The 18,631-nt window shown below is 71.7% G+C and carries 22 protein-coding genes; 18 read left to right on the forward strand and 4 right to left on the reverse strand.

Features of this window, described 5'->3' with window-relative positions; all coding sequences use genetic code 11:
* The first annotated feature begins 182 nt into the window (after positions 1-182).
* The gene (locus VGW35_07690; GenBank protein HEV8307536.1) at positions 183-614 is read left to right on the forward strand and encodes a VOC family protein; all 432 of its coding nucleotides are present in this window, start codon (positions 183-185) and stop codon (positions 612-614) included.
* A gap of 202 nt (positions 615-816) precedes the next feature.
* Here the strand turns inward: VGW35_07690 and VGW35_07695 are convergent, their stop codons facing one another.
* The 4 genes from VGW35_07695 to VGW35_07710 form a co-directional block, all read right to left on the reverse strand.
* The gene (locus tag VGW35_07695; protein HEV8307537.1) at positions 817-1,635 is read right to left on the reverse strand and encodes an ABC transporter permease; all 819 of its coding nucleotides are present in this window, start codon (positions 1,633-1,635) and stop codon (positions 817-819) included.
* A gap of 238 nt (positions 1,636-1,873) precedes the next feature.
* Positions 1,874-2,689 (reverse strand): ABC transporter ATP-binding protein, encoded by an 816-nt coding sequence (locus VGW35_07700; protein HEV8307538.1) that lies wholly within the window; start codon positions 2,687-2,689, stop codon positions 1,874-1,876.
* A gap of 134 nt (positions 2,690-2,823) precedes the next feature.
* On the reverse strand, positions 2,824-3,930 hold the full coding sequence (locus VGW35_07705) for an ABC transporter substrate-binding protein (protein HEV8307539.1): 1,107 nt from the start codon (positions 3,928-3,930) through the stop codon (positions 2,824-2,826).
* A 150-nt stretch (positions 3,931-4,080) separates the two neighbouring features.
* Positions 4,081-4,356 (reverse strand): hypothetical protein, encoded by a 276-nt coding sequence (locus tag VGW35_07710; GenBank protein HEV8307540.1) that lies wholly within the window; start codon positions 4,354-4,356, stop codon positions 4,081-4,083.
* Positions 4,357-4,611: 255 nt separating this feature from the next.
* Between VGW35_07710 and VGW35_07715 the strand changes: the two genes are divergently transcribed.
* The 17 genes from VGW35_07715 to VGW35_07795 all read left to right on the forward strand — a co-directional run bounded on the left by VGW35_07715 (position 4,612) and on the right by VGW35_07795 (position 18,435).
* Positions 4,612-5,511, forward strand: a complete 900-nt coding sequence (locus VGW35_07715) for a YicC/YloC family endoribonuclease (GenBank protein ID HEV8307541.1) — start codon at positions 4,612-4,614, stop codon at positions 5,509-5,511.
* Positions 5,512-5,528: 17 nt separating this feature from the next.
* Positions 5,529-6,143: a guanylate kinase gene (gene gmk, locus VGW35_07720; protein HEV8307542.1), complete on the forward strand. Its 615-nt coding sequence runs from the start codon at positions 5,529-5,531 to the stop codon at positions 6,141-6,143.
* Positions 6,144-6,157: 14 nt separating this feature from the next.
* Positions 6,158-6,388, forward strand: a complete 231-nt coding sequence (rpoZ, locus tag VGW35_07725) for a DNA-directed RNA polymerase subunit omega (protein ID HEV8307543.1) — start codon at positions 6,158-6,160, stop codon at positions 6,386-6,388.
* Between the two features lie 2 nt (positions 6,389-6,390).
* Positions 6,391-7,614 (forward strand): bifunctional phosphopantothenoylcysteine decarboxylase/phosphopantothenate--cysteine ligase CoaBC, encoded by a 1,224-nt coding sequence (coaBC, locus tag VGW35_07730; protein ID HEV8307544.1) that lies wholly within the window; start codon positions 6,391-6,393, stop codon positions 7,612-7,614.
* Positions 7,615-7,672: 58 nt separating this feature from the next.
* Entirely contained in the window at positions 7,673-8,377 is a 705-nt protein-coding gene (locus VGW35_07735) for a uracil-DNA glycosylase (GenBank protein ID HEV8307545.1), read from the forward strand.
* Complete coding sequence (gene priA, locus VGW35_07740) at positions 8,374-10,221, forward strand: primosomal protein N' (GenBank protein HEV8307546.1); 1,848 nt, start codon at positions 8,374-8,376, stop codon at positions 10,219-10,221. The genes VGW35_07735 and priA overlap by 4 nt, the downstream gene beginning before the upstream one ends.
* Before the next feature lie 194 nt (positions 10,222-10,415).
* Positions 10,416-10,937 (forward strand): peptide deformylase, encoded by a 522-nt coding sequence (gene def, locus VGW35_07745; GenBank protein ID HEV8307547.1) that lies wholly within the window; start codon positions 10,416-10,418, stop codon positions 10,935-10,937.
* A 53-nt stretch (positions 10,938-10,990) separates the two neighbouring features.
* On the forward strand, positions 10,991-11,920 hold the full coding sequence (fmt, locus tag VGW35_07750) for a methionyl-tRNA formyltransferase (protein ID HEV8307548.1): 930 nt from the start codon (positions 10,991-10,993) through the stop codon (positions 11,918-11,920).
* On the forward strand, positions 11,898-13,298 hold the full coding sequence (gene rsmB, locus VGW35_07755) for a 16S rRNA (cytosine(967)-C(5))-methyltransferase RsmB (protein ID HEV8307549.1): 1,401 nt from the start codon (positions 11,898-11,900) through the stop codon (positions 13,296-13,298). The genes fmt and rsmB overlap by 23 nt, the downstream gene beginning before the upstream one ends.
* The gene (rpe, locus tag VGW35_07760) at positions 13,295-13,960 is read left to right on the forward strand and encodes a ribulose-phosphate 3-epimerase (protein HEV8307550.1); all 666 of its coding nucleotides are present in this window, start codon (positions 13,295-13,297) and stop codon (positions 13,958-13,960) included. Before rsmB ends, rpe begins: the two co-directional genes overlap by 4 nt.
* A gap of 72 nt (positions 13,961-14,032) precedes the next feature.
* Positions 14,033-15,382 carry a signal recognition particle protein gene (gene ffh / locus VGW35_07765; protein HEV8307551.1) on the forward strand — a complete coding sequence of 450 codons (1,350 nt, stop codon included), beginning with the start codon at positions 14,033-14,035 and terminating at the stop codon, positions 15,380-15,382.
* A gap of 18 nt (positions 15,383-15,400) precedes the next feature.
* A complete protein-coding gene (gene rpsP, locus VGW35_07770) occupies positions 15,401-15,649 on the forward strand; it encodes a 30S ribosomal protein S16 (protein ID HEV8307552.1) in 249 nt (82 codons plus the stop codon).
* 37 nt (positions 15,650-15,686) lie between these two features.
* A complete protein-coding gene (locus VGW35_07775; protein ID HEV8307553.1) occupies positions 15,687-15,917 on the forward strand; it encodes a KH domain-containing protein in 231 nt (76 codons plus the stop codon).
* A gap of 13 nt (positions 15,918-15,930) precedes the next feature.
* The gene (gene rimM, locus VGW35_07780; protein ID HEV8307554.1) at positions 15,931-16,452 is read left to right on the forward strand and encodes a ribosome maturation factor RimM; all 522 of its coding nucleotides are present in this window, start codon (positions 15,931-15,933) and stop codon (positions 16,450-16,452) included.
* 123 nt (positions 16,453-16,575) lie between these two features.
* Positions 16,576-17,334, forward strand: coding sequence for a tRNA (guanosine(37)-N1)-methyltransferase TrmD (trmD, locus tag VGW35_07785; GenBank protein HEV8307555.1), 759 nt, complete (start codon positions 16,576-16,578; stop codon positions 17,332-17,334).
* Between the two features lie 17 nt (positions 17,335-17,351).
* On the forward strand, positions 17,352-17,708 hold the full coding sequence (rplS, locus tag VGW35_07790; protein HEV8307556.1) for a 50S ribosomal protein L19: 357 nt from the start codon (positions 17,352-17,354) through the stop codon (positions 17,706-17,708).
* A gap of 13 nt (positions 17,709-17,721) precedes the next feature.
* Positions 17,722-18,435, forward strand: coding sequence for a ribonuclease HII (locus VGW35_07795; GenBank protein ID HEV8307557.1), 714 nt, complete (start codon positions 17,722-17,724; stop codon positions 18,433-18,435).
* The last annotated feature ends 196 nt before the right edge of the window (positions 18,436-18,631 follow it).

Raw genomic sequence — 18,631 nt, forward strand, 5'->3', positions numbered from 1 at the left:
ACTCCTCGATGCACCGCGCGCTCGGTGGTCGCGCCGGGTCGGGTTATCCCCGCGACCGAGCGCCGCCCGAGGCATTTCGGTCGGTCATCCGTGCTCGGGTGCGTGCATCTCCAGCGATTTTGGGCTACTCTTCAGACGAAACCCGCCGCCGAGGCGCGAACCACCAGGAGAGGAGAAACGCCATGCCGAAGATCAAGCACATCGCCCTCTCGACGCAGGACGTGGACAAGACGGCCGCGTTCTATATCGAAGTGTTCGGCATGAAGGAGATCGGCAAGATCGACGGCCCGGGCGCCCGGGGCTACTACCTCAGCGACGGCGACATCAACCTGGCGATCCTGAACTTCAAGAATGATGTCGTGGCCGGGGTCGAGCGCGGCAAGGGCTACAGCGGCCTCCACCACATCGGCTTCCAGGTGGAGGACCTCGAGGCGATTGCCCGGAAGCTGGCCGCGGCCGGCGCTCAGCCTCGCGATGACGTCAACGAGGCCCTCGGGGTCGGTCACGGTCCGCGCCACGAAGGCAACGTCGAGGTGAAGTACAGCGGTCCCGACGGCGTCATGGTCGACGTCTCGGAGACGGGCTGGGTCGGGACCTCCGGACTCGGCACCTGACGCCCTGGCCTCTCTTCTCTCCTGCCGGCAGAGGGCCGTCGAGGCCCCCTCCAACAATCTGGAAGCCTGTCAGGGTTGACCAGACGCTACCCGGTTGCCCGACCAGCGACGGTTGGTGTTCCACTCCGAGCGCCGGCGTTGCCCGCGCAACCTGGCCTGGGGGAGGCCTCGGAGGGGGCCGCAGAGGCCCCCTCCGAAGGGACTATGGGCGGGCCTGGTACTCGGGGCGCCAGCGGAGCAGGCGCGCCTCCACCTGCTGGATGCCGATGGCGAGGAGGATGCCGGCCGCCGCCAGCACGATGAGAGCCACCATCATGTCGGCGGCGTTGAGCGTGCCCAGCGACGCGATGATCAGGTAGCCGATCCCGCCCCCCGACTCGCCGCCGATGAACTCCCCGATCACGACGCCGATCAGCGCGAACGAGACCGAGGGCGTCAGGGAGGCGAAGGTCCAGGCCAGGGCCGAGGGGACGACGACCGTCCGCATGATCTGCCGCTCCGAGGCCCCCAGGAACCGCGCCGAGTGGATGAGATCGGGGTCCACGCCCCGGGCGCCCTGGAACGTGTTGAAGAAGACGATGAAGAACACGATCAGCCAGGCCAGGACGACCTTGGCGGCGAGCCCGAAGCCGAAGATCATCGTCACCAGCGGAACGAGGGCGATCCGCGGCAGCGAGTTGACCGCGACGATGTAGGGGCCCAGGACGAGCGCGAGCCGCTCATTCCGGCCGAGGACGAGGCCCGCCACGAAGCCGGTCGACACGCCGACGGCGAAGCCGATGGCGGTGGACTCGAGCGTGGAGAGGAGCAGCTCCCAGAGGGGGACCCGCACCGCCGAGGAGTTGAGATACCAGAACCGCGACCAGATCGCGGACGGCCGGCTGATGAAGAAGGGATCGACGAAGTAGACGACGCGGGCGACGGTCTTGGCGACCGCCGGATGGGTGAGGCCCTCCCACAGGCCGAGCGTGACCAGCAGGATCCCGGCCCGCCAGAGGTTGATCCAGACCCGCGGACTCACGGGCCTGCCCTAGCCGTGCCCCCGGTCCGACGGCGTGATGGCCCGTGACTCAGTCACGTTCGGCCCGACCGAGCCGTCCAAGGGACAAACCAGGCACTCTCTCGAAGTGTCGACGGTTTCGTGTCAGCAACACGCGACCGTCCTCCCGGCGCCGATTTTTCATGCACGTGCATGCATTAGTCAGCAACCGCCGCCGGGTGAGCGAGCAGGGGCGCTGGGCGCGACCGGGCGCGGGCACTCACCGCGGGTCGGTCTCCGCCTTGGCGAACTCCTCGCCCAGAACGTGCCAGAGCGTGCTGAACTCGTGGGCGTACTCGTCGCTCTCCCGGAGACGGATCACGTCGCGCGGGCGCGGCAGCTTGACGGCGTGGATCAGCTTGACTCGGCCGGGGCGGCTGGTCAGCACGATGATCCGGTCCGACAGCGTGATGGCCTCGGCCAGGTCGTGGGTGACGAAGATCACGGTCTGCCGCCGAGCCAGCCACAGCTCGAGGAGCTGGGCCTGGAGGCGGAGTTTGGTGTGGGTATCCAGGGCCCCGAACGGTTCGTCCATGAGCAGGATCTCGGGTTCCACGACCAGCGTCCGCATCAGCGCGACGCGCTGCCGCATCCCACCCGACAGCGTGGCCGGGAATGCATCCTCGAAGCCCTCGAGCCCCACCAGCCCGATGGCCTCCCGCACCCGCCGCTCGCGCTCGGGCGCCGGGACGCCCCGATACTCGAGGCCGAGGCCGATGTTTCGGCGCACCGTGCGCCATGGAAACACCGTGTCCTTCTGGAAGACGTAGCCCACCTGGGGGGGCACGCCGGCGTGCTGGAGCCCGTCGAGGCGGATCTCCCCTGCGGTCGGCGGGATGAGGCCGGCGATCATGTTGAGCACCGTGGACTTGCCGCACCCCGAGGGGCCGACCAGCGCCACGAACTCCTTGTCCCGCACGTCGAAGGAGACGGAGGCCACCGCGGGCACGGGGCGGCCGCCCGTCGCGCTGAACGTCTTGGTGAGGTCCCGGACCTCGACCCGGGTGCGGCCCTGACTCACCGTCTCTGAAGACATGCGCGGGGCCAGGCCCTCGCGCTCGGACTTGACCACCCCGCCACCCGATGTTCCGCTTCGAGCGCGGGCTTTGCCCGCGCAACCTCCCGGGGGAGGAATCGGAGGGGGGCGCCAGCCCCCCCTCCGAGTTCAACTCACCCTTTCTGGTGCGCCTTCCGGACAAACGACATGTCGACGGCCTTCGCGAACGGGATCTCCTTCTCGATGACCTTGGTGGCCAGGAAAATCTTGAGGACCTGGTTGTACTCCTTCTCATCGACCAGGAAGTCCCAGTCGAAGATCCCCCTGTAGTAGCGGATCGACTTCAGGACCTCGTCTCTCGAGAAGGTGTCCATGTACGGCTTGTGCAGGAGCTCGAAGATCTCGCCCTCCGGGGACTTCTGGATCCACTTCTGGGCCCGGTAGCAGGCGGTCACGTAGCCCTGGACGGCGTCCGGGGCGCGCTCCAAGGTCTCCCGCAGGCAGTAGCCGACGGTGACGGGCAGGGGCCCGCCGAACACCTGGGTCCAGACCCGCTCGTCGAGGACGCTGTAGATGGCCTTCCCGAACCCCTGGTCCTCGGCCGCCCACAGCCACTCCGGAACAGCCATGATGGCGTCGAACTTCCCGGCCTTGAGCCCGCCCAGCATCGTCGTGGATGCGCCACCGCCGACCCACTCCACGCCGCTGTTGAGCGGCTTCCCATCAGGCCCCTTGTATTGCTCCAGCACGTAGGTGCCGTAGACATGGGTCCCCGAGCCGATGGCGGTGGCCGCGATGATCCACTTCCCGCCGCCCGGCCGCTTCATGGTGCCGAGCTTCTCGACGCCGGTGAGCCCGGCGTCGTAGAGCTCCTTGCGGGCGACGATGTTGGCGTAGGAGCAGCGCGTGTCGGTGGCAAAGAGGATGACGCCCTCCTTGCCCCTCTCGGAGATCTTGAGCGGGTGGTTGGAGTCGCCGAGCGCGAACATGGCCTGGCCGGCCGCCAGGGCCTGCACGACCTTGGCCCCGCCGCCGGGGACGATGAAGCCCTTGTCGACGGTGACGCCCTCGTCCTCGAAGAATTTCTTCTCCCTGGCGACCAGGTGCTGGGCGTAGACGAATGTCGACACGCTGTGGGAGGCGGTGATCGGGATCGGGCGCTTCGGCTGCGCGGCCACCCGGCGGGGCGCCGACCCCAGCACGGTACCGGCGGCCCCGAGCGCGCCCGCCGCCCGCAGGAACTCTCGCCGGGTGTAGTCCCGTGAGCATGGCCTGGGCATTGGGGTCCTCCTGTGCAGATCGCGCGGAACGCGCGGGCGAGTGTGGCGAAGCTAGGAAGGACTATACCCGCCGGGCGACGGGCGTGTCAACGGCGCCGGGGCCACCGCCGGAGGCGATGCCCCGACGCCGACGAGGCTAGCGGGTGGCCGTCAGACCCGGGCCCGACGAGACTCGAAGAGCGGCGTGCCGAGGCCGAACCGCTGGCGGAGCAGGTTGACGAGTTCCTCGGGCAGCACCTCCGTCGCCCCCAGGCAGTACTGGCAGATCATCCGAACGTGACCGCTCCAGAGGTCAGCCCACAGTCCGATCTTGTGGAACATCTCCACGGTCTGGGTCGGGGGATCCCAGGCCAGGAGATAGAGGTGGCAGCTCGGACACACGTAGTGATTGGGGCGCGTCGTCTGCTTGGTGACCTCGCGGAACATTCGGCCTCCCTTTCTGCCCGCCGATTCTGAAGGGCCCCGAGCGGCTCGGGAATGATAGAATCCAGTCAACGCAAATAAAATAAATCTACAAGGTATGTATGTCAAATGAAAAATACTGGCGGGGAGGCGCCGCCCCACCGGGTGGCCGGGTGCCCGCCCCGGGGGACCGGTGTCGGCGATCTCCTCGTGAATTCGAGCATTCCGGGGGCCTAGCCCGTTGCGCTTCGTTGACACCCTTTCCCCAGATCGGCTAGCATGGGTGGAATCGCGATGGGCCTCATTGCCAGCATGACGGGGTACGGCCGGGCCGAGGCCCGTGGTGCGCGCCTGGCCGTCGTGGTCGAGGCCCGCTCGCTCAATCATCGTTTTCTCGAGGTGGGGGTCAAGCTTCCTCGCGGGTTCGCGGTCCACGAGGCAGAGCTCCGCCAGGTCGCCCAGAGTCGCCTGGCCCGGGGTCGCGTCGACATCTCGGTCGCGCCCCGGCGGATCGCCGGGAGCGCCAGCGTCGTTCGGACGGACTCGGCCCTGGGGGCCGAGTACCTCCGGGGCGCGCGGGCGCTGGCCGATGCGCTCGCGCTTCCCCTGAGTCTGACCCTCGTCGACCTTCTCCGGCTGCCGGGCGTCCTCACGGTCGAAGAGGCCGAAGAGGACGACGGCGAGAGTGGCCTCCTCGTGAAGGAGGCCGCCCAGCAAGCGATCGACGACCTCGTGCGAATGCGCCTTGCCGAAGGCGCGGCGCTGGCCGCCGACCTCGCGGCTCATCTGGACGCCCTCGAGACCTGGGCGGCGGACCTCGCGCGCCGCCTGCCGGCGGCCCTCCAGCGGACCCAGGAGCGCTGGCGGGCGCGGGTCCGGGCGCTGCTGGACGACGTGCCCATCGAGCCTGCCCGGATCGCCCAGGAGGCCGCGACGGCGGCGGCCAAGAGCGACGTCGCCGAGGAGCTCGCCCGGATCGCCTCGCACACGGCGCAGTTCCGCGCGCTCCTGACCGCCGGCGGGCCGATCGGACGCCAGCTCGACTTCGTCGTCCAGGAGCTGCACCGGGAGGTGAACACGATCGCCGCCAAGGCGGACGATACCGAATTGATCGCGGGGACACTCGAGGCCCGGGCCCTGATCGAGCGCCTCCGCGAGCAGGTCCAGAACGTCGAGTGACCGACCGGCGGCGCGGCATGCTCATCGTGGTCTCGGCGCCCTCGGGCGCGGGAAAGACGTCGCTGTGCCGCGAGATCCGCAAGCGCGTCGCGAATCTGAGCTACTCGATCTCGCACACCACCCGCGCGCCACGGCCCGGCGAGGTGGACGGCCTCGACTTCCACTACGTCTCCGAGCCGGTCTTCCGGCAGATGGTGGAACGCGGCGAGTTCGCCGAGTGGGCGCAGGTGCACGGGAACTTCTATGGCACCGCCGCCCATCCCCTCGAGGAGGCCCTCGACCGCGGCGAGGACATCCTGCTCGACATCGACACCCAGGGCGCGCGCCAGCTGCGGGCCCGTTATCCCCAGGGCCTCTATGTGTTCGTCGTGGCGCCATCCCTGAAAGAGCTGGAGCTCCGGCTGCAGGAGCGGAAGTCCGATGCGCCCCAGGAGATCGCCCGACGGATGGCCCGCGCCACCGAGGAGATCGCGGCCTGGCGCGAATACGACTACCTGATCGTCAACCGCTACCTCGACGAGGCGGTGCGCCAGCTCCAGTGCATCATCGAAGCCGAGCGGTGCCGCACCTCTCGGATCCGGCTGTGGCTGCCGGATCTGGACGGGGGCGCGACGCTTCCGAGCTCGGAATGAAGAGGAGCCGTCCCATGTCGTTCCCACCCCTGGAGAAGTGTCTGGAGAAGGTCAGCAACCGGTACCTGCTCGTGGTGCTCTCCGCCAAGCGGAGCCGCCAGCTCAACCGCGGGAGCCTCCCGCAGGTCGAGACCAAGCGAAAGAAGTGGACCAGCGTGGCTCTCGAGGAGGTCATCGCCGGGAAGGCCCGCCCCAAGCGGGCCGAGGAGCCGAAGCCCGACACCGAGGCGACCTCCGGGGCGTGAGGATGACGCTGGCCGGGCGCGAGGTCGTCCTCGGCGTCACCGGCAGCATCGCCGCCTACAAGGCCGCCTACCTGCTCCGGGAGCTGCGCCGCCTCGACCTCGGGGTCACGGTGGTGATGACGCAGCACGCCCGGGAATTCGTGGCCCCGCTGACGTTCCGGACGCTTTCCGGGCGCCCCGTGCTGTCAGATCTCTTCGATCCCCAGGAGCCGGCCGCGGTCGAGCATGTCGCGCTGGCGGAGCGGGCCGATCTCGTCCTGGTTGCCCCGGCGACGGCGCACGCCCTGGCTCGCGCGGCCCTCGGGCTGGCCGACGATTTCCTGGGGACGCTGCTCCTGGCCGCCCGCGCCCCCCTCCTGCTCGCGCCGGCCATGGACGGGGCGATGTGGCACCACCCGACCGTCCAGACCCACGTGGCGACCCTGCGGGCGCGGGGCGCGACGGTGCTGGACCCCGCCCACGGTGAGCTCGCCTCGGGCCTGACGGGGCTCGGCCGGTTCCCGGAGATTCCCGACATCGTCGAGACGGCAGTCGGCCTTCTCTGGCCCACCCGGGACCTCGTCGGCGACCACGTCCTGGTGACCGCGGGTCCCACCCGCGAGCCGGTGGACCCGGTGCGCTACCTCTCGAACCGCTCGTCCGGCCGGATGGGGTATGCTCTCGCGACTCAGGCCCGACGGCGGGGAGCGGAGGTCACCCTCGTCACGGGTCCGACCAGCCTGACGCCGCCCGCCGGCGTCCGGGTCATCCCGATCGAGACGGCCGAGGAGATGCGGGAGGCCGTGCGGCATGCGGTCGGGCCGGCGACGGTCGTGATCAAGGCGGCGGCCGTGGGTGACTACCGCGCCGCGCGACCGGCCGCTGCCAAGATCCGCTCCAAGCAAGAAGGGCTCGTGCTCGAGCTGGCCCAGAATCCCGACATCCTGAAGGAGCTCGGGCAGGTCAAGGGCTCGCGCTTCCTGGTGGGATTCGCCGCCGAGACGGTCGATCTTCAGGCCAGTGCCCGGTCCAAGCTGGAGGCCAAAGGGGTCGACCTGATCGTCGCCAACGACGTGAGCCGCTCGGACATCGGGTTCGACGTCGAAGAGAACCAGGTCGTGATGCTGGATCGATGGGGCGGCCTCGTCGAGCTCGGGCGCCGGCCCAAGCTCGAGGTCGCCGACGCGATCCTGGACCGGATCCAGGCGCTCCGGCGGTCGGCGATGTCGGCCCGGACCTCCTCGTGAGGCGGCGGCTCGCTCCCACCGGCGGGTGTCGGATCGACGCGTTCCAGGGAATCAACCAGTGAGCGACGCCCCGCGCCTGCTGGCCGAGGCGGCGCACGCGCTCGCCGATCATCTCCGCTTTCACCAGGCGCTCGGGGTCCGGAGCCTGCCCCTGCGGGGCGAGCACCTGGCGGGCGCGGCCGCCGCGCTGCGCCGGCTCGAGGTCGCCATCGCCGGGTGCACGCGCTGCAAGCTCTCCCGCGGGCGCAGCACGATCGTGTTCGGCCACGGCGACCCGGGCGCCCGCCTCATCCTCATCGGCGAGGGGCCGGGGGAGGAAGAGGACCGGCAGGGTAAGCCCTTCGTGGGGCGAGCCGGTCAGCTCCTCACCAAGATGCTCGAATCGGTCGGGATCACTCGCGACGAGGTCTACATCTGCAACATCGTCAAGTGCCGGCCGCCCGGCAACCGTAACCCCGAGCCCGAGGAGATCGCCTCGTGCGCGCCGTTCCTGGCCGGGCAGCTGGCGGCCATCCGGCCCGGCGTGGTCGCCGCCCTCGGGACGTTCGCCGCCCAGACCCTTCTCCGGACCAAGGAGCCGATCGGTCGGCTTCGCGGTCAGCTCCACGGCTACGGCGCGGCGGTGCTCGTCCCGACCTTTCACCCGGCGTTCCTTCTCCGGAACCCCGGTCCGGCCTACCGCCGGCTCGCCTACGAGGACATGAAGCTCATTCGGCGCGAGTACGACCGCGTGCGCGGCGCACCGCCCGCGGCCCCCGCGTGACCGAGTCATCGGCCACGGTCCCCATCGCTCAGGTGGTCGTGGGGCTCCCGGTGCCCCGCGCGTTCAGCTATGCGATCCCGCCGGATCTCGGGGGGCGGGTCGCCCCGGGCCAGCGAGTCCGGGTCCGCTTCAACGGCCGGCCGCGCGCGGGGGTCGTCGTGGAGCTCGCGGAGGCTCCCCCGGCAGGCCTGGCTTCCCTCGAGGCGTTGCTCGACCCCGTCCCGGCCCTGACCCCGCCCCTCCTCGAGCTCACGCGCTGGGCGGCGATGGAGACCTGCTGCGCGTGGGGCGAGGCGGTCCTCCGCGCGCTCCCGCCCGCGGCCCGGGTGGCCGCCCCCGCGTCGCTTCCCTCCGTCGCGGCGACCCCACCCCCGGGGCCGCTGGTCGTCGGCTACGGGATGGGGCGCGCCCGGCTCGTCGAGGCGACGGCCACGCGAGCCGTCGAGGCGGGCGCGGGGGTCCTCGTGGTCGCGCCCGAGATCGAGAGCGCGCGCGCCTGGGCGGTGCGGCTCGAGCGTGTGCTCGGCGCGCGGGTAGCGCTGGTCACGAGCGACGAGAGCCCGCGACGGCGCTGGGAGACCTGGTGGGCGTTCCGCCGCGGGGCCGAGCGGGTCGCTGTCGCGACGCGCGCCGGGGTCTGCCTGCCCATCGCGACGCTCGGGGCCACGATCGTCGTCGACGAGCACGATCCCGCCCACAAGGCCCTCGACGTCCCTCGGTGGCACGCGCGCGAGCTGGCCATCCGCCGGGCGCGACTCGAGGGCGGTGCCTGTCTGCTCGTCAGCGGAGCCCCGAGTCTCGAGAGCTGGGCCCGCATCCAATCGGGCGAGGCGACGGCCGAGGAGGCCAAGGGCGAGCGCTGGCCGACGGTCCGCCGCGTGGACTTGCGCCGCGCCCGGACGACCGGAGGCCTCTCGGCGGGCCTCCGCGAGGCCATCCGCGAGGCGCTCGCCGCCGGACAGTCGGTCCTCCTCCTCCTGAACCGGGTCGGATACGGCCGTGCCCTGGGCTGCGCCGAGTGCGGCGCGGTTCGGCGGTGCGCCGGCTGCCGAGTGGCGCTCACCTACCATCGCGAGGCCCGGGCCCTCGAGTGCCGGCTCTGCGGCGTGCGGGTCCCCGCCGGGAGCCAGTGCTGGCGCTGCCGGGGCCGGCGCCTGGCCCCGGTCGGATGGGGCACCGAGCGGCTCGAGGCGACGGTGCGGGCCGCCTTCCCCGCGGTCCGGGTCGCCCGCTATGATGGCGAGGTGACGCCGGCCCGCGCGGCGGCGGCGCGCGAGGCGTTCCGGGCCCGTCAGGTGCCGATCGTGGTCGGCACCCAGATGGCGCTACGGCTCGCCGCGGAGGCGCCGGTCGGCGTCGCCGCGCTCGTCTTCGCCGACACGGCCCTCAACCTCCCCGACTTCCGGGCGGCCGAGCGGACCTTCCAGCTCACCTGGCACCTCGCGGAGGCGGTAGCGCCGGGCGGGAGCCTGTGGCTGCAGTCCTTTTACCCCGACCATCCAGCGCTCGAGGCCGTCGCGCTCGGCTCCCGCGAGATCTTTTACCAGCGCGAATGGGCTGAGCGGCGCGAGCTGGGCTACCCCCCCGAGCGCCGGATGGCCCGCGTGGTGGCCGAGGGCGCGAAGGCGGCCGGCGTCGCCGGGGACCTCGCCGATCGGTGTCGCGAGGAAGGCCTGGCGGTCCTCGGCCCGGCCCCGATGGCGGGCGGACGGGTCCAGGTCGTGCTCCTCGGGGACGGGGAGCTCCCGGGTGCCCTGGCCCGCGTGCTCGCGCCGTTCCGCGGCCACCGGCGCCAGGGTCCGGTGCGCCTCCGGGTCGACGTCGATCCGGTCGAACTCCCCTGAACGCCCGCTCGCGATACAATAGTTTCATCGGAGGGGGCCTCTGCGGCCCCCTCCGAGGCCTCCCCCAGGACCGTGGCGGCGGCAGAGCCGCCGCTCGGAACGGAACACCAACCGCCAGCGGTTGGGGATCCGCGACGGGTGACTGCTCCGACGGTGTGATAGAGTCTCGAGGGGAGGCCGGAAGGAGGACTCGAATGGCGATTCTCCCGGTACGCCTCTACGGCGATCCCGTGCTCCGCCGGCGGGCGGCGCCGGTCACCGCCGGGACGCCGGAGGTCGACCGCCTGATCGACGACATGGTCGAGACCATGTATGCCCAGATCGGCATCGGGCTCGCCGCCCCTCAGGTCGGCGTGGGCCTTCGACTCCTCGTCCTGGACGAGGGCAAAGGCGTCGCGCGACCATACCTCAACCCCGTCATCGTCGAGGAGGGAGGCGAGGACATGGGGGAGGAGGGCTGCCTGTCGCTGCCCGGGATCTTCGCCGACGTCGTCCGCTCCGAGTGGGTCGTGGTCGAGGCCCAGGACGGCACCGGCGCGCCGATTCGGCAGCAGGCTGCCGGCCTGAAGGCCCGCGTCATCCAGCACGAGATCGACCACCTGGACGGAATCCTCTTCATCGATCGCCTCGACAAGGTGACCCGGGATCGCATCAAGCGCCGGATCAAGCGGGACGGGTTTTCGGAGGACGCCCACGCGGGCGCACTCGCGCTCTAGGACGTAGCGGCGCCCGGCCGGGCGCGTCGTCCGCCGAGCCGGCCGTCCCCCGAATGCGCGTCCTCTTCTACGGAACTCCCGCCTTCGCTCTCCCGACTCTTCGCGCGCTTCTCGCGCGCCACACCGTCGTCGCGGTCGTCACCCAGCCCGACCGCCCCGCGGGACGAGGACGGCAGCCGCGAGCCTCGCCGGTCAAGGAGCTGGCCCGGAGCTACGACCTCCCCGTTGTCCAGCCCGAGCGACTCCGCGACCCCGGATGGGCCGAGCGGCTCCGGGTCTTCGAGCCCGAGGTGGCGGTCGTCGCGGCGTTCGGGCAGATTCTGCCGCGGGGCGTCCTCGAGGTGCCGGCGCGAGGATCGATCAACGTCCATGCGTCGCTCCTCCCGCGGTATCGGGGCGCGGCCCCGGTGGCCTGGGCGATCATCCGGGGAGAACGGGAGACGGGCATCACCACGTTCATGATGGATGAAGGGATGGATACGGGACCGATCCTGCTCCAGCGGGCGGTGGCTATCGGTCCGGAGGAGACGGCCGGAGAGCTGGCCGCGCGCCTCGCCGACCTCGGCGCGATGCTCCTGCTCGAGACCCTCGAGGGGCTCCCGACGCTCTCACCGACGCCCCAGGCGCACGAGGCGGCGACCCTGGCCCCGCGGCTCCGAAAGGAGGACGGTCTGCTCGACTGGACGCACCCCGCCGTGGAGCTGGTGGCCCGCGTCCGCGGCCTGAACCCGTGGCCCGGCGCCCAGACCCAGAGCCCGACCGGACGGCTCCTGGTCTGGCGGGCGCGCGCCCTGGAGGGGTCGGGCGAGCCCGGGGTCCTGACCGCCGTGGGGCCGACGCTCGCCGTCGGCGCGGGCGCGGGGCTGCTGGAGCCCGTCGAGGTCCAGCCCGAGAACCGGCGCGCGATGGCCTGGGAGACCTTCTTGCGCGGAGCGCGGCTCCGCCCGGGCGCCGCCTTCGGTGCGCCGATCCGGGCCCGCTGACCCGCGTCCGGCGCGACCGCCGGGCTCGACCCCCCGGGCCTCGGCGCGCGCGGTAGCGCTCGAGATCCTGCGCCGGGTCGAGACGGATCGGGCGTACCCCGACCTGCTGCTCGATCGGCTGCCCGGGCGCGCCGGGCTCGAGGTCCGGGACCGCGCCCTCGCGACCGAGCTGGTCTACGGGGCCCTCCGGTGGCAGCGCCTGCTCGACTGGCACCTCGCGCGCGTCTCACACCGTCCGCTCGCCGAGCTGACGAGCTGGGTTCGCGCGCTCCTGCGTCTCTCGGCCTACCAGCTCGCCTTTCTCGATCGGATCCCGCCCTGGGCGGTGGTGGACGAGGCCGTCGAGCTGGCCAAGGGCCGGCGCTCGCCGGGAGCAGCGGCCTTCGTCAACGGCGTCTTGCGCGCGCTCGCGCCCCGTCCCCGGCCGTGGCCCGAGCCGACGCCGACCCCGCTCGAGGATCCGATCGAGGCGCTCGCCCTCCGCACCTCGCACCCGACCTGGCTCGTCCGCCGCTGGGTCGCCCGGTATGGCGCCGCCGAGGCCGAGGCCCTGGCCCGCGCGCTGAACGCGCGCCCACCGCTCACGCTGCGCGTGAACCCGCTCCGGGCGACCTCCGACGCGGTCGCCGGCGCGCTCCGGGCCCAGGGGGCCTCCCCGGTCCCGTCCCGGTATGCCCCCGAGGGGCTCGTCGTGACCGACGCGGGCGACCCACGGGCCCTCGAGCCGCTCCGCGCCGGCTGGTGCGCCGTGCAGGACGAGGCGGCGATGCTGGTCGGCCACGTCGTGGATCCGCAACCCGGCGAGACCGTGGCAGACGTCTGCGCCGCGCCCGGCACCAAGACGACCCACCTCGCCCAGCTCATGGCGAACCGGGGCCGGATCCTGGCCACCGACCGCCACCCCGGACGGGTGGCGCGGCTCCGGGCCGCCTGTCTCCTCATGGGCGCGACGATCGTGGAGCCGCACGAGCGCGGCGTCGAGGCCCTGGCGCGGGAGGTCGGCGCGGTCTGCGACCGCGTGCTGGTGGACGCCCCCTGCTCGAACCTCGGCGTGCTGCGGCGGAACCCCGACGGGAAATGGCGGCGGCAGGAGGGAGACCTGGCCGGGCTCGCGGCGGTGCAGGGGGCCATCCTCGACGCGGCGGCCACGCTGGTCCGCCCCGGTGGCGTGCTCGTCTACGCCACGTGCTCCCTCGAGCCGGAGGAAAACGAGGCGGTCGTCGCCGCGTTCCGCGCGCGGTGTCCCGCCTTCGCCCCGGATCCGATTCCCGAGGCGGTGCCCGCCGCCTGCCGGGCGGCGCCCGAGATGCTGCGCATGGTCCCCCACCGGCACGGCTCGGATGGCTTCACCGCGCTGCGCCTGAGGAGACAGGCATGATCAAGATCGCTCCCTCCATCCTGGCCGCCGACTATGCCGTGCTCGCCGAGGAGATCGCGCGCGTGGAGGCGGGGGGCGCCGACCAGATTCACGTCGACGTGATGGACGGGCACTTCGTTCCCAACATCACCATCGGGATCCCCGTGGTGGAGGCGATCCGCAAGCGGACCCGGCTCCCGCTGGATCTCCACCTCATGATCGAGAACGCCGACGCCTATCTCGAGGCGTTCGTGCGGGCCGGGGGCGATGCGCTGACGGTCCACGTCGAGGCCTGCCCGCATCTCCACCGGACGCTCGGCCGCATCCGTGAGCTGGGGGCCCGGGCGGGGGTGGCGCTGAACCCGGCAACACCGGTGACCGCCCTCGAGTACGCCTTCGACAGCGCGGACCTGGTGCTGGTGATGTCCGTCAATCCGGGATTCGGCGGGCAGGCCTTCATCCCCGGGACCTACGGCAAGCTGCGCGACCTCCGGAGCCGGCTCGGCGAACGCGCCCTCGAGGTCTCGGTGGACGGCGGCGTCAAGCTCGAGCACTGCCGGCCGCTGGTGGCCCACGGCGCGACGACCCTGGTCGCCGGCTCGGCGATCTTCGGCGCGGCCGACCCGGCGGCCGAGGTCCGGCGCCTGCGCGCGGCCGCCCTCGGGGACAGTCACCGCGCTTGACGCGGGCGGCGATCCCCTGTAATCTAAACTGCTTTCAGCGTTTCCACGCGCCGAAGCCCTGAGCGCCTCAAAATGTTCGAAGCCCTGACACAGCGCCTCGAAGCGATCTTCGACCGCCTCCGCGGAGCCGGGCGTCTCTCCGAGGAGAACATCCACGAGGCGCTCCGGGAGGTGCGGGTCGCCCTGCTCGAGGCGGACGTCAACTTCCGCGTGGCCAAGTCGTTCGTCGAGCGGGTCCGCGAGCAGGCCGTGGGCCAGGAGGTGCTGCGCAGCCTGACCCCGGGCCAGCAGGTGATCAAGGTCGTGCACGCGGAGCTGGTCCTCCTCCTGGGAGAGGCCACGCATCGGCTGAGCATGGCCCCGCGCCCGCCGACCGTGATGATGGTCCTGGGCCTTCAGGGCTCCGGCAAGACGACGACGGTGGCGAAGCTCGGGCGGCACTACCAGCGGGAGGGCTTCCGCCCGCTGCTGGTGGCCGCCGACGTGTATCGGCCGGCCGCGATCGAGCAGCTTCGGGTCCTCGGACGGGAGCTCGGCCTGCCCGTGCACGGGGCCGAGGGGCAACAGCCGGTCGTGCTCTGCCGGGAGGCCCTCGAGCTGGCCGCCGGCCAGGGGCTCAACCCGGTGCTGCTCGACACCGCGGGACGCCTCCACATCGACGAGGGCATGGTCGAGGAGCTCCGGGTGCTGCGCCGGGAGGTCAAGCCGCACCACGCGCTGCTGGTGGTCGACGCCATGACCGGCCAGGACGCGGTGACGATGGCGGCGCGGTTCAACGCCGAGGTGGGCTACGACGGCGTGATCCTCACCAAGCTCGACGGCGACGCCCGGGGCGGCGCCGCTTTGTCGATCCGGTCCGTCACCGGCAAGCCGATCGTGTTCTGCGGCGTCGGCGAGCGGGTGGACGCGCTGGAGCCGTTCCACCCGGAGCGGATGGCCTCCCGCATCCTGGGCATGGGGGATGTCCTCTCCCTCGTCGAGAAGGCGCAGGCGACGGTCGACGCCGCCAAGGCTGAAGACCTGGCCCGGAAGATCCGCGAGGACAGCTTCACGCTCGAGGACTTCGCCGATCAGCTCCGGCAGCTTCAGAAGATGGGGCCGCTCGGCGAGCTCATGGACATGGTGCCCTTCTTCAAGGGCGTCAAGCTCGAGGCGGGGGAGATCGACGCCGAGAGCCGGCAGCTCCGGAAGTTCGAGGCCATCATCAACTCGATGACGCCCGAGGAGCGGCGGGCGCCGGCGATCGTCAACGGCGACCGGCGGACGCGGATCGCGCGGGGAAGCGGAACGACCGTGCAGGACGTGAATCGGCTACTCAAGCAATTCGCGCAGATGCGGAAGATGATGAAGGGGCTCAAGGGGATGCACGGGCGGGCCGGCCTCAAGCAGCTGCGGCGGGCCCTTCCGTTCCTCGAGTCGTAAGAAGGAGGGACACGGTCGATGGCGGCTCGAATTCGGCTACGACGGACCGGCACGACGAAGCGGCCGGCCTACCGCGTGGTGGTGGCGGACAACCGCACGCCCCGCGATGGCCGCTTCATCGAGTTGATCGGCTACTACAATCCGCTGGCCAATCCGCCGGTGATTCGGATCGACGCGGAGAAGGCGGCAGCGTGGCTCAAGAAGGGGGCGCTCCCCTCCAACACCGTGCGCCATCTGCTGGCCCGGGCGGGGGTGCGCGCCGGCTGACCCGGCTTTACCCCGAGTCGTCCTATCGGGGGCAGTCATGAGGGAGTTGATCGAGCTCATCGCGAAGGCGCTCGTGGACGAGCCGGACGCGGTGCGGGTCAACGAGGTCGAGGGTGAGAAGATCACCGTGATCGAGCTGCGGGTCGCCCCGGGGGACCTCGGAAAGGTGATCGGCAAGCAGGGCCGGAACGCGCGGGCGATCCGGACGTTGCTGAACGCGACGGCCACCAAGCTCGGGAAGCGGGCCCTCCTGGAAATCCTCGAGTAAGAGCGGAGACGGCGTGGTCGACGGAGAGACGCTCATCGCGGTGGGCCGGGTGGTCCGGCCCCAGGGCCGACGGGGAGAGGTGCGGCTCCAGCCTTTGACCGACGAACCCGGGCGGCTCCAGGAGCTCCACGAATGCTACCTCGTGCCCCCGGAGGCCGGGGAGCGACGCCGCGTCGAGGCGGTCTGGTTTCAGGGCGGGGTGCCGGTGCTCAAGCTCCAGGGGGTGGACGACCTCGGTGCGGCCGAGGCGCTGGCCGGTCGACTGGTCACCATCCCGCGCGGCGTGGTCCGTCCCTTGCCGCCCGACCGCTTTTACTGCTTCGATCTCGTCGGATGCACGGTGCGGACGCCGGAGGGGCGGGAGCTCGGGGTGCTGAGCGACGTCGTCGCCGGCGCGGCGCACGACTTCTGGGTGGTTCGGGACGGGGAGCGGGAGTGCCTGATCCCGGCCGTGACCGCCATCGTCGAGCGCGTGGACCTACCCGGCCGGGTCGTCGTCGTGCGTCCGCCCGAGGGGCTGCTCGAGCTGGACTGAGGGGCGGGGTGGAATCGATGTGGGACGTGGCCGGGCGGGGACGACGGGGAGGCGCGGGCTGCTGGTGGGGGGGTTGGGGGGGGAGCGGCAGCAGGCGCTCCCGCCCCAAGCTGGACTGACGCGATGCGGATCGACGTCCTGACGCTCTTTCCGGAGATGTTCGCGGGGCCGCTCACCGAATCGATGCTCCGGCTCGCGCAGGACAAGGGTCTCGTCGACATCCGGATCGTCGACATCCGGCAGTACACGGAGGGGCGTCATCGCGTCGCCGACGACTACCCCTTCGGAGGCGGCGGCGGGATGGTCCTGAAGCCCGAGCCGCTGTTCCGGGCGGTCGAGGCCCTGCAGCAGGGGTCCGAGACGCGAGTCATCCTTCTGTGCCCGCAGGGTGAGACGTTCCGGCAGGCCACGGCGGCGCGGCTCGCGGCGGTCCCGCACCTGATCCTGCTCTGCGGGCACTACGAGGGCGTGGATGAGCGCGTGCGCACGCACCTTGCCCAGGAGGAGCTCTCCATCGGCGACTACGTCCTGACCGGAGGGGAGCTGCCGGCGCTGGTGGTGATGGACGCGGTGGTCCGCCTGCTGCCGGGCGTGCTGGGCGATCCCGCCGGCCCGGCTCGAGATTCGTTCGCCACGGGACGTCTCGACTTCCCGCAATACACGCGGCCCGCCGAGTTTCGCGGCCTCGGGGTGCCCGAGGTCCTGCTCTCGGGTGACCACGAGCGGATCGCCCGCTGGCGGCGCCAGGAAGCGCTGAGGCGTACCGCCGTGCGGCGGCCCGATCTCTTGCAGGCGGTCCCTCCGTCCGACGAGGAGAGAAGATGGCTCGCCGAGCTCGAGACGGCGCGGCGCCTGGCCGAGCCCGGCGACGAGAACCTCTAACCCTGGGAGCCACGGTCATGGATGCGATCTCGGTGGTTGAAGCGAGCGTGCTCAAGCGGGACCGGGGCGCCTTCGCCCCGGGCGACACGGTCCGCGTCCACGTCAAGGTCGTCGAAGGCGAGAAGGAGCGGGTCCAGGTATTCGAGGGCGTCGTGATCCGGAAGCGCGGGGAGGGGGCCCGGGCCACCTTCACCGTCCGTCGAGTCTCCTACGGCGTCGGGGTCGAGCGGACATTCCTGCTCCACTCGCCGCGCATCGACCGGATTCAGGTCATGAAGTCGAGTCACGTGCGCCGCTCCAAGCTCTACTACCTCCGCGAGCGGACGGGCAAGGCCGCCCGCCTCCGGGAGAAGCGAGCGCCCACGCCCGCCTGACCGTCGCGCTTGCATGGGCCGCAAGGGCAGCCCTCCTGTCCAGGAAGAGCTCTTCGAGCCTCCGCGGGGCCTCTATGCTCAGGAGGAGGAGTTCTGGGCGCGCCGGCGATACGTGGCCGGCGTGGACGAAGCGGGGCGTGGCCCGCTCGCCGGTCCCGTCGTGGCGGCCGCGGTCATCCTCGACCCGGCGCGGCGCATCGTGGGACTGCGGGACTCGAAGCTCCTCACCGTCCTGCAGCGCCGGCGGCTCGCGCGTCTCATCCGAGAGCACGCGCTCGGCTGGGCGGTCTGTCGGGTGGGCCCGAGCCGGATCGACGCGGACAACATCCTCGAGGCGACGCGGTACGCGATGCGTCGCGCCCTCTCGCGGCTGACCGTCTTGCCGGCGGCGGTCCTCGTCGACGGGCGTCTCCGCCTGCCCGGGATTCCGTGGCCCCAGCGCGCCATCGTCCGCGGGGATCGACGGTGCGCCTCCATCGCCGCCGCCTCGATCCTGGCCAAGGTGGTCCGGGACGCCTTCATGTTGCGCGCCGATCGCCTGTACCCGGGCTACGGCTTCGGGTTGCACAAGGGATACGGCACCGCCTCCCACATCGAGGCCCTCGACCGGCTGGGGCCGTGTCCCATCCACCGGCGCAGCTTCCACGGCGTGGTGCGCGTCTTTGGTATCGGTCCCTCGCTCTTTCCCCCGCTGCCTCTAGGCGCCGACCCGCCGCCGCCTCCGTGAGCACGCCACCGCTCCGGGCATCCGGGGGGGGCTTCCAAGACCCCCCCGAAATGACCTAGCGCGGATAATTCATGAGGCTTGCGCGGCGCGGGTGGGTGGCGCGGCGAACGGGTGCCCGCCGCGCCCGGAGCGGCGACTTACACCGCCGAGGGCGTCCCGCGCGCCATGCTCCGGACGGCCGCATTCATCACCACGC

It is taken from the genome of Candidatus Methylomirabilota bacterium (assembly GCA_036005065.1).
In the GTDB taxonomy this organism is placed as follows: Bacteria; Methylomirabilota; Methylomirabilia; order Rokubacteriales; family DASRDR01; genus DASYQW01.